The sequence below is a fragment of the Chryseobacterium sp. ZHDP1 genome (genome assembly GCF_018603435.1).
Lineage (GTDB): Bacteria > Bacteroidota > Bacteroidia > Flavobacteriales > Weeksellaceae > Chryseobacterium > Chryseobacterium indicum.
Map to the genome: position 1 here is coordinate 19827 of NZ_CP075682.1, position 14272 is coordinate 34098.

The 14272-nt window shown below is 39.1% G+C and carries 11 protein-coding genes; all 11 read left to right on the forward strand.

Annotated features, from left to right (window positions below; all coding sequences use genetic code 11):
* The first annotated feature begins 5 nt into the window (after positions 1 to 5).
* Entirely contained in the window at positions 6 to 2165 is a 2160-nt protein-coding gene (locus tag KKI44_RS00085) for a glycoside hydrolase family 97 protein (RefSeq protein ID WP_214589276.1), read from the forward strand.
* 58 nt (positions 2166 to 2223) lie between these two features.
* A complete protein-coding gene (locus KKI44_RS00090) occupies positions 2224 to 2703 on the forward strand; it encodes a DoxX family protein (RefSeq protein ID WP_214589277.1) in 480 nt (159 codons plus the stop codon).
* Complete coding sequence (locus tag KKI44_RS00095) at positions 2700 to 3056, forward strand: hypothetical protein (RefSeq protein WP_214589278.1); 357 nt, start codon at positions 2700 to 2702, stop codon at positions 3054 to 3056. The genes KKI44_RS00090 and KKI44_RS00095 overlap by 4 nt, the downstream gene beginning before the upstream one ends.
* A 32-nt stretch (positions 3057 to 3088) precedes the next feature.
* Entirely contained in the window at positions 3089 to 4942 is a 1854-nt protein-coding gene (locus KKI44_RS00100) for a glycoside hydrolase family 13 protein (protein WP_214589279.1), read from the forward strand.
* Between the two features lie 98 nt (positions 4943 to 5040).
* On the forward strand, positions 5041 to 5553 hold the full coding sequence (locus KKI44_RS00105) for a nuclear transport factor 2 family protein (RefSeq protein WP_214589280.1): 513 nt from the start codon (positions 5041 to 5043) through the stop codon (positions 5551 to 5553).
* On the forward strand, positions 5553 to 6971 hold the full coding sequence (locus KKI44_RS00110) for an MFS transporter (protein ID WP_214589281.1): 1419 nt from the start codon (positions 5553 to 5555) through the stop codon (positions 6969 to 6971). Before KKI44_RS00105 ends, KKI44_RS00110 begins: the two co-directional genes overlap by 1 nt.
* Before the next feature lie 608 nt (positions 6972 to 7579).
* On the forward strand, positions 7580 to 8482 hold the full coding sequence (locus tag KKI44_RS00115) for a branched-chain amino acid transaminase (protein WP_214589282.1): 903 nt from the start codon (positions 7580 to 7582) through the stop codon (positions 8480 to 8482).
* The gene (gene ilvD / locus KKI44_RS00120; protein ID WP_214589283.1) at positions 8475 to 10160 is read left to right on the forward strand and encodes a dihydroxy-acid dehydratase; all 1686 of its coding nucleotides are present in this window, start codon (positions 8475 to 8477) and stop codon (positions 10158 to 10160) included. The genes KKI44_RS00115 and ilvD overlap by 8 nt, the downstream gene beginning before the upstream one ends.
* Before the next feature lie 22 nt (positions 10161 to 10182).
* Positions 10183 to 11922, forward strand: coding sequence for a biosynthetic-type acetolactate synthase large subunit (ilvB, locus tag KKI44_RS00125; RefSeq protein WP_214589284.1), 1740 nt, complete (start codon positions 10183 to 10185; stop codon positions 11920 to 11922).
* 7 nt (positions 11923 to 11929) lie between these two features.
* The gene (gene ilvN / locus KKI44_RS00130; RefSeq protein ID WP_214589285.1) at positions 11930 to 12520 is read left to right on the forward strand and encodes an acetolactate synthase small subunit; all 591 of its coding nucleotides are present in this window, start codon (positions 11930 to 11932) and stop codon (positions 12518 to 12520) included.
* Positions 12521 to 12674: 154 nt separating this feature from the next.
* Positions 12675 to 14156 (forward strand): ketol-acid reductoisomerase, encoded by a 1482-nt coding sequence (ilvC, locus tag KKI44_RS00135; RefSeq protein ID WP_214589286.1) that lies wholly within the window; start codon positions 12675 to 12677, stop codon positions 14154 to 14156.
* The last annotated feature ends 116 nt before the right edge of the window (positions 14157 to 14272 follow it).

The window sequence follows — 14272 nt, forward strand, 5'->3', positions numbered from 1 at the left end:
CTAATATGAAGAAAATTACAACAGGAGCAATGATGCTCTCTATGATGTTTGCGGGTGTTAATGCACAATCTTTAAAATCGCCGGATGGAAAGTTCGAAATGGACTTTCAGTTGAAACAGGGCGTACCTTATTACAATCTTAAATATAACGGAAAAACGATCGTCGAAGATTCCAAATTGGGACTCAGATTATTTAAAGATACTTCAATAAAATTTGCCTCAGAAATTGCAAAACCGGAAGATGTAAAATTTGATCTTAATAACGGTTTTACTAAAATAGATGAAAAGCGTGACGCTAAAAACGAAACTTGGCAGCCGGTTTTAGGGGAAAAGAAAAATTATATCAATCATTACAATGAATTGGCGGTAACGCTTAACCAGACCTCAACAGACAGAAATATTGTGGTGAAATTCAGACTGTTTAATGATGGGTTAGGTTTCAGATATGAATTTCCGCAGCAGAAAAACCTTAATTACTTCGTCATCAGGGAGGAAGATTCTGAAATTGATTTTCCAACTGACATGAAAGCTTGGTGGATCGTTGCAGATTACGACTCTCAGGAATACCAATATCAGGAAACAAAACTTTCTGAAATCCCTGCAAGATGGCCGAAAGCTGCAGATGCAAACGCTTCACAAACTTTGATCAGAAACGCGGTTCAGTCTCCGGTAATGCTAAAGCAGGAAGGAAAAGAACCATTATACATCAACGTTGCGGAAGCTGCTGTTTTAGACTATCCTGCTTCTCATCTTGAAGTAGATGCTCAGAATTTCAAATTCAAAACACATCTTACAGCAGACAGACAGGGTGCAAAAGGATATATTCAGACTCCTTCCGTTACCCCTTGGAGAACAATTATTGTGGCTCCGAAAGCAGAAGAGGTGATGGATTCTAAAATGCTTTTCAATCTTAATGAACCTACAAAATATACCGATACTTCTTACATTCACCCGACAAAATATATGGGAGTATGGTGGGAGATGATCATTGGTAAATCTCAGTGGGCTTACGGACAGCCGGAATCTAATGTGCGTCTTGGAGTAACAGATTTCTCTAAACTTACGCCTAACGGAAAACACGGAGCCAACAATACAAAAGTGAAAGAATATATCGATTTCGCGGCAGAAAACGGTTTTCAGGGACTTTTGATTGAAGGCTGGAATGTTGGTTGGGAAGACTGGTTTGGCCACTCAAAAGAATTTGTTTTCGATTTCATCACTCCTTATCCTGATTTCGACATCAAAATGTTAAACGATTATGCGCATTCCAAAGGAATCAAATTAATCATGCACCATGAAACTTCAGGTTCAGCAACGAACTATGAAAGATGGGCGGATAAAGCATATCAGTTAATGAATAAATACGGTTATGATGCCGTGAAAACAGGGTACGTAGGAGATATGATCCCAAGAGGGGAACATCATTATTCTCAATGGACAATCAACCATTTCTACAGAATTGCTGAAAAAGCCAACGAATATAAAATTATGGTGAATTCCCATGAATCTGTCCGCCCTACAGGAGAAAGCAGAACGTATCCAAACTATATCTCTGCGGAAGCTGCTCGTGGAACAGAATATGAAGCTTTCGGAGGGAATAATCCTGATCATCAGACCATTCTTCCGTTTACAAGATGGATGGGAGGTTCGATGGATTACACGCCGGGAATTTTCCAGACAAAACTGGATTACTATTTCCCCGGAGACAAACGTTTTGTAAAAACAACTTTGGTAAAACAGTTAGCGCTTTATGTGGTAATGTATATGCCTCTTCAGATGGCGGCAGACTTACCGGAAAACTACAAAAAGCACATGGATGCCTTCCAGTTTATAAAAGATGTAGCAGCAGACTGGGACGATACGAAAATCTTATCGGCAGAGCCGGGAGATTACATCATTACGGCAAGAAAAGCAAAAGGAACTGAAAACTGGTTTGTGGGCGGAATTACCGATGAAAACAAACGTGATTACACTGTAGATTTTTCTTTCTTAGATAAAGGCAAAAAATATGAAGCTGTGATTTATGAAGATGGAAAAGATGCGGATTATATTAACAATCCTCAAAGCTATAACATCTACAAAAAAGAAATCACAAGCAAATCTAAGATCAATTTTAAAATGGTACGAAGCGGAGGTTTTGCTATCTCTATCAAGCCTGTAAAATAATTGTGAATTAACCAAAAACCTTACAGATTTTCTGTAGGGTTTTTTAATACATATTCCTATGATAAAAAGAATTTTTACCCCCATTCAGATGCCATTTTGGTGGCAGGATCTGCTTTTTGCCATTCCGCGAATAGTTTGCGGATATTTACTGACGAGCGACTTCGGTGCTGCAAAATTCGGCTTGCCTTGGTCTCCCGCAGACAATAATTTGAAATTTTTTGAAGTGGCTTTCTGGTTTCCGAATGATGTCGCAGAATATGGTGGTGTTTTTGCCATGTTTCCTGCATTTTTTGCTTGGATGGGAGCTTTTAGTGAAGCGGTAGGAGGAGTTTTTTTATTGTTAGGATTGTTTACAAGACCTTTTGCAGTACTTGTTTTCATTACCATGTTTGTCGCTGTATTTTTTCAGCAGATGAATCAGGGAGTATGGAATATGCTGCCTGCAATGGGAATTATGTGGGTGAGCTTATTTTATATCATTTTAGGCTCCGGAAGATTTGGTTTAGATTACATAATTGCTAAAAAATTGACCCGATGAAAAAGATAGTATTTCTTATAATCTCTTGTTTCTTGATGTTCAGCTGTGTTCAGAAAGCGTATAAGCAGACTGTAATTTATACAGTCGAAATTCCCGATTCTGAAGGGATTACGTCTGTAGGAATCAGAGGAAAAGACAAACCGTTGAATTGGGATCAGGATACTGAGCTTAAAAAAATCAATGATAAAGGGGTTTATCAGGTAAAAGTCACTTATCTTACAGGATATAAATTTACAGAGGTAAAATTTACCCGCAACGGAGAATATGAGCTTCAGAATATGCCCAACCGTAGAATTGAGTTTAATAATTCGGGAATTACACAGTACAAAGCAGTTTTTAATCAACATAAATAAATACTGAAATCATTCATATTACATTAAAAAATATGCGTCATAAACTTTTTTATATAACAACGCTTTGCGCATCGTCTTTATTTTTTTCGCAGATTCAGAAAGTAGAACCTGCATTCTGGTGGAAAGGAATGAAAAACCCCGAACTTCAGATTCTGGTATACGGAAAAGATATTGCTAAAAACGAAATAGAGCTTTCAGACGGAGTTCAGATCAAAGATATTCAGAAAGTTGAAAATCCGAACTATATTTTCGTAACCGTTAATACCAATGAAATTAACGTTCCGAAATTTAACATCAATGTAAAAAGCGGAAAGAAAAATTTAGGTTCTTACACGTATGAACTGAGGCAGAGAAATCCAAATTCAGCAGACAGAGAATCCTATTCTTCCAAAGACGTGATGTATCTCATCATGCCGGACCGTTTTGCCAACGGGGATGAAAAAAACGACTCCAGCCCCAATTTAACCGAAAAAGCAAACCGAAATCTTCCTAACGGCAGGCACGGAGGAGATCTGCGTGGAGTCATCAACAATTTAGATTATATTCAGAACCTTGGAGCAACAGCAGTCTGGCTCACTCCGGTTAATGAGGACAACGAAAAAGTATATTCTTACCACGGATATGCACAGACAGATTTATACAAAATCGATCAGCGTTACGGAACCAACGAAGAATATAAAGAACTTTCTCAGAAATTAAATCAAAGAAAAATGAAGCTCGTGATGGATTATGTAACCAATCATTGGGGAGTTTCGCACTGGATGATCAAAGATTTACCCACAAAAGACTGGATTCACTGGTTCAGCGATGGTGAAAATGGTTTTAAACGTTCTAACTATAAAACAACCACTCAGTTTGATACAAATGCTTCAGAGATAGATAAAAGGTTGGCTTTGGATGGATGGTTTGATACGACGATGCCCGACATTAATCAGAAAAATCCTTTGGTTCTAAAATATTTAACCCAGAATGCGATCTGGTGGATCGAATATGCCGAACTGGGAGGCCTTCGTGTAGATACTTATCCTTACAACGACAAGGAAGCAATGGCAAAATGGGCAAAAGCCATTACAGATGAATATCCGAACTTCAATATTGTAGGAGAAGCATGGCTGTATTCCAGTGCACATATCGCAGTATGGCAAAAAGATTCTAAAATTGCAGAATTAGCAGGCTATAATTCAAACCTTCCTTCTGTAATGGATTTCATGCTTTATTCTAACCTTCCGAAAGCATTAAAAGAAAAAGGCAGCTGGAATTCCGGAATGGTAAAAGTATACGATGTTTTTACAAGTGATTTTTTATATTCTAACATCAATAATATTCTTGTTTTTTTTGAAAATCACGATACCGAAAGATTCAACGAAGTTTTCAACGGAAATCCAGCAGATTATAAACTTGCCATGACCTTGATCTCGACAATTCGGGGAATTCCACAGTTGTATTACGGCTCTGAAATAGGAATGCGCGGCGACAAAAACAAAGGCGGCGATGCAGACATCAGGAGAGATTTTCCGGGCGGCTGGAAATCAGATAAAATCAATGCTTTCAATCCTTCGTCTCAGACTCCTGAACAAAAAGAATTTTACGATTTTACCCAGAAGTTGCTGAACTGGAGAAAAGGAAAAGGAGTTATTCATACAGGAAAAACCAAAAATTTCGTTCCACAGAACAATGTTTTTGTGTATTTTAGATACAACGAAAAAGAAAGCGTAATGGTCATTTTAAATAATAATGATGCGGAACAGACGATCGATGTGAAGCATTTCGCAGAATCCCTGAACGGTTTTTCAAAAGGGAAAGACATTATTTCCGGCAAAGAATTTTCGGTAAAGGACAATTTTAAAATCCCTGCAAAATCATCAATGATTATTGAATTGAATTAAAACACGAATAGCACAAATGTTTTCACAAATTCACACTAAAATCATTAGTGTCATTCGTGAAAAAATTAGTGTCGCTTGTGTTTAAAATAAAGTTAAATATGAAAAAAACAACAATATTCTTTACATTCATCCTATTTGTATTGAGTTTTACATCCATTTCTGCTCAGTCAAAATTTGATAAAGAAAAAACAGAAATAGAAACCATGCTCGATGGATTTAATGTTGCGGCAGCAAAAGCAGATTTCAACACTTACTTTAATTATTTTGCCGATGAATCTGTTTTTATCGGGACAGATGCTACAGAAGTCTGGGACAAAAAAGCTTTTATGGTTTGGGCAAAACCTTATTTCGATAAAAAGAAAACATGGAATTTTACTTCCCTGAAAAGAAATATTTACTTCAGCAAAGATGGAAAACTGGCTTGGTTTGATGAACTCTTGGATACACAGATGAAAATCTGCCGCGGTTCAGGAGTGGTAGAAAAAATCAACGGGCAGTGGAAAGTAAAACAGTATGTACTTTCTGTAACCGTTCCAAATGAAGTGGTAGACAAAGTTGTCGCTGAAAAAGCACCAATCGAAGAGATGTTAATCCAAAAACTGAAGAAATAATGGCAGAAATGATAAGAAAAGCAGATGCAGGAAAATTTGGAAAAGTAAAAAAGCCAAATTTATCCATGGCTCAGATCATCAATATGAGCATGGGATTTTTAGGAATCCAGATGGCTTTTGGTCTGCAAAACGGAAATGCCAGTAGAATTTTGGCCAATTTCGGAGCTGATGTTCATGAATTATCATGGTTCTGGCTCGTTGCGCCGATAACAGGATTAATCGTTCAGCCGATCATCGGTCATATGGGAGATAATACATGGAGTCCGCTGGGAAGAAGAAAACCTTACTTTTTAATAGGAGCCGTTTTATGCGCCATCGGATTGGTAATGCTTCCCAATGCCGCTTCTGCAACACAAATGATGGCTGCAAACGTTTTACTGATGGCGGTTATTTTTCTGGCCATGATGGATGCTTCCATTAATGTGGCAATGGAGCCCTTCCGTGCTTTGGTGGGAGATATGCTGCCTAAACATCAGGCGACGATTGGCTTTTCGGTTCAGACGATTTTGATAGGAATTGGAGCCGTTATTGGTTCAGATTTACCCAACTGGCTTACCAAAATGGGAATTTCTAATGAAGCTCCGAAAGGGTTTGTTGCAGATAATGTCATCTATTCTTTTTACATCGGAGCAGCCGTACTTATAATATCAATTTTATATACAATTATTACTACAAAAGAATATTCTCCGGAGGAATTTGCTTCATTTGAAGGCGGAAAGGAAATCGCAGAAGAAAAATCCAAAATGTCGGATATTTTCAGAGATTTTGCCAATGCACCCTCCCAGATGAAGAAACTGGGAATTGTTCAGTTTTTCTCATGGTTTGCCTTATTTACGATGTGGGTTTTTACAACCAGTGCTTTGGCAACCCATCATTTCGGACTTTCTCCGGAAGATACCCATTCAGCAGAATTTAATAAAGCCGGAGATTTAACTGGAAGTCTTTTCGGAAGTTATAATTTCTACGCCATTTTCTTTGCGTTTGCATTAACACCGATTGCTAAATTTATAGGTAAAAAACAGACTCATGCGCTGGCTTTGGCAAGTGGCGGTTTTGGGCTGATTTCCATGTACTTTATAAAAGACATAAATTACCTATGGATTTCCATGGTAGGATTAGGTTTTGCATGGGCAAGTATTCTGGCAATGCCTTATGCGATGCTTATTGACTCAATTCCACAAAAGAAAATGGGCGTTTATATGGGGATTTTTAATTTCTTCATTGTAATTCCTCAAATCATCAATGGAGTTTTCGGGGGACCTATTGTTAGCAGATTTTTTGGCAGAATGGCAATTGATTATATCGTTGTGGGCGGAATCTGTATGGTTTTAGGAGCTGTTCTCACTCTTATTTTCGTTAAATCTGAACATGATACTCCAAAAGAAATTGAAAAAGAAATTCAGCAGGTACATTTCTGATAAAAAAAAACTGCGGTTGATTTTCTAAAATTACCCAAGTTCGGATTAAAGATTATAAAATATAAAAATATTATTTTAGCTCATTCACATTAAATTAAGGATAGTCAAAATTTAGACACCTCTTATCCCGAATTCAGGTTAAAATATAACTCTAAATCTACCGGATCCGGTAGATTTTTTTATTGATGACGGTAAAAAATCAGAAAAACTTTAAAAAATATGATCCAGATATAGAGTCTCTAGACAAATTTTAGACATCGTATTTTTATCTCACGTTAAAATTTGAAATTCAACAGGTTATGGAATATTTTTACTTTAATGAATATCGTAAAAAACACTGCTTTTTATAGATTTTTGATAATTTTTGGGAGGAATTTTTATGAAATAGTAATTGCGTATCAAAATTAGTTTATACATTTGTATCGTTAAATACAAGCAAATGAGTAACTCAATTATTATTCTTGTCATTTTTGTCATTATCGGATTTTCGGTGATGGGCAATGGCTTGTGATAATTTTTGAAATTGAAATACTACAGACCATTCTCATCACGAGAATGGTTTTTTTGTTTAAAGACAACACCAAAAATTAAAATTAAAACAATATAGAATGTATTACAATGACGACAGTGTTCTCTTCTTTGATGGAGAATATGTGAAAGTAAAAGAAGCAAAGACCGATTTGTACGGTCAATCATTACACTACGGATATGCGGTTTTTGAAGGCATTAAATCCTACAAAACAGCCAATGGAACCAAAATTTTTAAAGCAGAAGAACATTACGACAGACTGAGAAAATCAGCAGAAGCGATGCATATGCCTTTCCATTATTCTACTGAGGAAATGATAGAGACTACTTATAAATTGTTGGAAATTAATAATCTGAGTAACGCTTACATCCGCCCTTTAGTTATCTGTTCTCCTAATATGTCCCTTTCAAAAGGACAGAAAAGCTATCTTGTTATTGAAGTATGGAACTGGGATAATGGTTATCTGGCAAACAAACTGAGAATTATGACCTCTTCTTTTCAGCGTCCTAATCCGAAAGCTTTTAAAATAGAGGCCAAAGTGAGTGGACATTACGTAAATTCTATTCTGGCAAGTCAGGAAGCGAAAGATAAAGGATTTGATGAAGCACTTGTTCTGGACGAAAATGGAAATGTAGCAGAGAGCTCCGGCGCAAATGTATTCTATGAAAAAGACGGAAAACTATATACTCCTCAAAAAGGAAACATCTTGCCCGGTATTACCAGAGCTACAGTTTTTGAAATATGTAATCAGTTAGGGATTTCATACGAAGAAAAATTATTTACACCGCAGGAAATGCAGGGCGCAGATGCGGCATTTTTCTGTGGAACAGCAGCAGAAATTGTCGCTGTGGAATCTTTGAATGATATTCCTTTCAGAATGAATTGGGAAGACAGTTTATCAGCTAAAATTCAGCAGGCTTACCGTCATTTGGTCGTAGAAGAAAATTATTCATACCTGAAATCAAACCTGCAAAATGTGTAATACAGAACTGAACAAATACTCCAAAACCCTTACAAAAGACCCGACTCAGCCCGCAACTCAGGCAATGTTTTACGGTATTGGTTTCCAGAAAGAAGACTTCGACAAAGCACAGATCGGAATTGCAAGCATGGGTTATGATGGCAATACCTGCAATATGCATCTCAACAGCCTCGCTGAAATCGTGAAAAAAGGAGTAAAAGAACAGAATTTGGTGGGTTTAATGTTTCATACCATAGGAATAAGTGATGGGATGACCAACGGTACAGATGGAATGCGCTATTCCCTTGTAAGCCGGGACATTATTGCAGATTCCATAGAAGCTGTATGCGCAGGACAATATTATGACGGGCTCATCACCGTTCCCGGATGCGACAAAAATATGCCCGGTTCCCTCATTGCTATGGCAAGACTGAACCGACCTTCCATTATGGTATATGGCGGAAGTATTGCTCCCGGACATTACAAAGGTCAGGATCTGAACATCGTTTCTGCTTTTGAAGCTCTGGGAAATAAAATTGCCGGAAAAATTTCAGAAGAAGACTTTCAGGGAGTCATTCAAAATTCCTGTCCGAGTGCAGGAGCCTGTGGCGGAATGTACACCGCAAATACCATGGCTTCTGCTATTGAAGCTCTGGGAATGAGTCTTCCGTATTCCTCTTCCTATCCGGCGCTCAGTCGCGAGAAAAAAGAAGAATGCCAATTTGCGGGACATTACATCAGGATTCTTTTGGAAAAAGACATCAAGCCTTCCGATATCATGACCCCAAAAGCCTTTGAAAATGCTTTGAGACTGATTATGATTTTAGGCGGAAGCACCAATGCTGTACTGCATTTTATTGCCATTGCAAAATCAATAGGATACAATTTAACTTTGGATGATTTTCAGCGGATCAGTGATGAAACACCGTTTCTGGCAGACCTCAAACCCAGCGGAAAATATCTGATGGAGGATCTTCATAAAGTAGGAGGAGTTCCGGCGGTAATGAAATACCTTTTGGATCTGGGACTGCTGCACGGCGACTGCCTTACAGTAACAGGAAAAACCATTGCAGAAAATCTCGAACATGTAACTTCCATTATTGAGAGAGAGCAGGATATTATTCACGATATCAGAAATCCCATCAAAGAAACAGGACATATCAGAATATTATATGGAAATCTTGCCGAAAAAGGATCAGTAGCCAAAATCACAGGTAAAGAAGGAAACTATTTCAGGGGAACAGCCATTGTATTTGATGGCGAAAAAGAATTCATCAAAGGAATTGAAGACAAAAAAATTAAAGAAGGAAACGTTGTCGTTATCAAAAACGAAGGTCCGAAAGGCGCTCCCGGAATGCCCGAAATGCTGAAACCAACTTCCGCTTTAATGGGTTCTGGCTTAGGAAAAAATGTAGCACTGATAACAGACGGAAGATTCTCCGGAGGAACCCACGGTTTTGTTGTAGGACACATCACACCGGAAGCATTTGAAGGAGGACTGATCGGTCTTATACAGGACGGAGACCTCATCGAGCTCGATGCAGAAAAAAATACCATCAATGCATTGCTGTCGGATGAAGAAATTGCAAAAAGAAAAGCCGGTTTTTATCAGCCTGAATACAAAGTGAAAAGCGGAGTTCTTTATAAATATGCCAAATCTGTGGCAGATGCATCGCAGGGCTGCGTAACCGACCTGTAATCACAATTAAAATTGAAACATTATGAATACACTTGAAATAAATGAACAGAAAGATACCCGAAGTGCGGAGGCCATCGAGATATCCGGTTCCAAAGCAGTTTTAGAAGCTTTATTGCAGGAAAATGTAGACACCGTTTTCGGATATCCCGGAGGAGCAATTATGCCTATTTATGATGCTTTATACGATTATTCCGAAAAACTGAAACACATTCTCGTTCGTCACGAACAGGGCGCAGTTCATGCAGCACAGGGATTTGCAAGAGTATCAGGAAAAACGGGCGTTGTCTTTGCAACAAGTGGTCCCGGAGCCACCAATCTGGTGACAGGACTTGCAGATGCCATGATCGACAGTAATCCGCTGGTTTGCATTACGGGGCAGGTTTATGCTTCCTTGTTGGGAACAGATGCATTTCAGGAAACCGATGTTATCAATATTACCACGCCGGTTACCAAATGGAACTATCAGGTTACCGATGCCACAGAAATTCCTGAAGCCATTGCCAAAGCATTTTACATTGCAAATACAGGTCGTCCCGGTCCTGTTTTAATTGATATTACCAAAAATGCACAACTTCAGTTATTCGATTATTTAGGCTATAAAAAATGTACTCACATCCGAAGTTATCGTCCCGAACCCGAGATCAGAAAAGAATATATTGAAAAAGCAGCACAGCTCATTAATCAGGCCAAAAAACCATTCGTTCTTTTCGGACAGGGAGTAATTCTGGGGAAAGCGGAAGACGAATTTAAGTCATTTATTGAGAAAGCCAGTCTTCCGGCAGCAGCTACCGTAATGGGACTGAGCGCACTACCTACTCATCACAGATTACACGTAGGAATGTTGGGAATGCATGGAAATTATGCACCCAATGTAATGACGAATGAATGCGATGTGTTAATCGCTGTAGGAATGCGTTTTGATGACCGCGTTACCGGACGTCTTGATAAATATGCAAAACAGGCAAAAGTAATTCATCTTGATATTGATCCCGCAGAAATTGATAAAAATGTAAAAACAACAGTTCCTGTTTGGGGCGACTGTAAAAAAACACTCCCTTTATTGACGGCATTTCTCGAAGAAAACGACCATTCAGAATGGGGAGAGAAATTCCGTGAACTGGAAAAAGAAGAAATAAAAGAAGTCATACATAATGAACTGAATCCCAATACAGATGCCATGACGATGGGAGAAGTTATCAGAGTATTAAACGAGCTTACTAACGGAGAAGCCATTATCACAACAGATGTTGGTCAGCATCAGATGGTTGCTTGTCGATACGCCCGGTATAACCATTCAAAATCCAGTGTCACTTCCGGAGGACTGGGAACAATGGGATTTGGCTTGCCGGCTGCTATCGGAGCATGGTACGGAGCCCCCGAAAAAACAGTCGTGGCAATCATCGGAGATGGCGGATTTCAGATGACACTTCAGGAGTTGGGAACCATTATGCAGTTTGGGGCAAAAGTGAAAATTCTCATCCTCAATAACGAATTTTTGGGAATGGTGAGACAATGGCAGCAATTATTCCACGACAGACGTTACTCATTCGTAAATATTACAAGCCCTGATTTTGTGGCAGTTGCCAAAGGATATTACATTGAAGGTGAAAAAATATCCGAAAGGAAAGATTTAAAAGCCGCCCTCGAAAAAATGCTCAGTCATGATGGGGCATACCTTCTTGAAGTGATGGTAGGAAAAGAAAACAATGTATTTCCGATGGTAGCGCAGGGAACCTCAGTTTCGGAAATCAGACTAAAATAAAAAGAAAATGGAAAAACAGGAATTTACCATCACATTATACACCGAAAATTCAGTGGGATTAATCGGCAGAATATCGGGAATCTTCTCACGGAGAAAAATCAATATCGAGAGTCTTAATACCTCACCTTCAGAAGTAGAAGGCATTCACAGATTCACCATTGTTATCCAGGAGAACGAAGAAGTAGTGAGAAAACTTTGCCGACAATTGGAAAAGCAGATTGATGTAATGAAAGCCTATTACAATACAGACGATGAAATTGTATGGCAGGAACAGGCACTTTACAAAGTACCCGCAGATGTGGTTACCGAAAAAGTATATGTAGAGCGGCTGCTTCGGCAGTATGGTGCATCAACCGTAGTCATCCGTCAGGATTATATCGTGTTTGAAACAGCCGGACATCGTGAAGAAATAGACAGATTAACCGAAGAACTTAATAAATACGGTCTCATAGAATTTGTTCGCGGTGCCAGAATCGCCATTATTAAAAACAGTGCGGGAATCCACCAAAAAGTACTTCAGTTTGAAAACCGTGAACCCTCTCCGTATATTGTAGAGAACGAATATCTCGATAAGCGGGATAATGTTTTTACCATGTAACAGATCAGTCAAAAACATTTAAATCCTGAATTTGAATACAATGTTTTATTGTTTCAAAAAACATTCAGAACAAAACCTAAAATAAAAATATTAATCCTGAAAAGTAGTTACAGTAAACATTTTACCTAATACTTTTTACATTTTACCCAAAAATATGGCAAATTACTTCAATACCTTATCACTAAGAGAACAACTGCATCAGCTTGGACAGGCAGAATTTATGGACAGTACAGAATTTTCCGATGGTGTAGGAGCTTTAAAAGGAAAAAAAATAGTAATCGTCGGATGTGGCGCTCAGGGACTTAATCAGGGGCTTAACTTAAGAGACAGCGGACTCGATGTTTCCTACGCCCTCAGAAAAGAAGCCATCGACGAAAAAAGAGACTCATGGAAAAATGCCACAGAAAACGGATTTCATGTAGGAACATATCAGGAACTCATTCCTACGGCAGATTTAGTCATCAATTTAACCCCGGATAAACAGCATACTTCCGTAATCAACACCGTACAGCCACTCATGAAAGAAGGCGCTACATTGTCCTATTCCCACGGATTCAACATCGTGGAAGAAGGGATGCAGATCCGTAAAGACCTCACCGTAATCATGGTTGCCCCGAAATGTCCCGGTTCCGAAGTCCGTGCAGAATACCTTCGAGGTTTTGGAGTACCCACACTTATTGCCGTACATCCCGAAAATGATCCTCAGGGAAAAGGATGGGCAGAAGCAAAAGCCTATTGTGTGGCAACTGGCGGACATAAAGCAGGCGTATTAAAATCATCCTTTGTCGCAGAAGTAAAATCAGATTTAATGGGAGAACAAACCATTTTATGCGGACTTTTGCAGACTGGCTCCATTCTTTCCTTTGACAAAATGGTAGAAAAAGGAATCGATGCAGGATATGCTTCCAAGCTCGTTCAGTACGGCGTTGAGGTAATCACAGAAGCATTGAAACACGGCGGTGTGAGCGGAATGTTAGACCGGCTTTCCAATCCTGCAAAAATCAAAGCATTTGAACTTTCCGAAGAATTGAAACACATCATGCGGCCGCTTTTCCAGAAACATCAGGATGATATCATCTCCGGAGAATTCTCCAAAACCATGATGCAGGACTGGGAAAACGGAGATGCCAACCTTTTGAAATGGCGTGCGGAAACCGGCGAAACAGCCTTTGAAAAAACTCCGGCGGGAGACGTAAAAATCTCCGAACAGGAATACTTCGATCACTATCTCCTCATGTCCGCATTCATAAGAGCAGGCGTAGAACTCGCCTTCGAAACCATGGTGGAAGCAGGAATAAAACCGGAATCCGCCTATTACGAATCCCTGCACGAAGCTCCCCTCATTGCCAATACCATCGCCAGAAAAAAACTATTCGAGATGAACCGCGTGATTTCCGATACCGCAGAATATGGCTGCTATCTCTTCGATCAGGCTTGTAAACCCCTTTTGGCAGACTTCATGAAAAAAGTAGATACAGACCTCGCAGGAAAAAACTTCAACGAAGGAAAAGACGCGTCCGTAGACAATGCGCAATTGGTTCACGTTAACGACACCCTCAGAAACCATCCGGTAGAAATGGTCGGCAGAAAACTTCGTCAGGCAATGACGGCAATGAAATCCATAAAAACCGTATAAAAATTTTTTGGGCAGCTATTTCCGCCCTCCGTTCCCGCTTTTTTCTTTTCTCGAAAAAGAAAAAGAGCTCCACTCAGGTCGGGCTGCGAGACATTCCCGCATCAGGAAATAAAGAC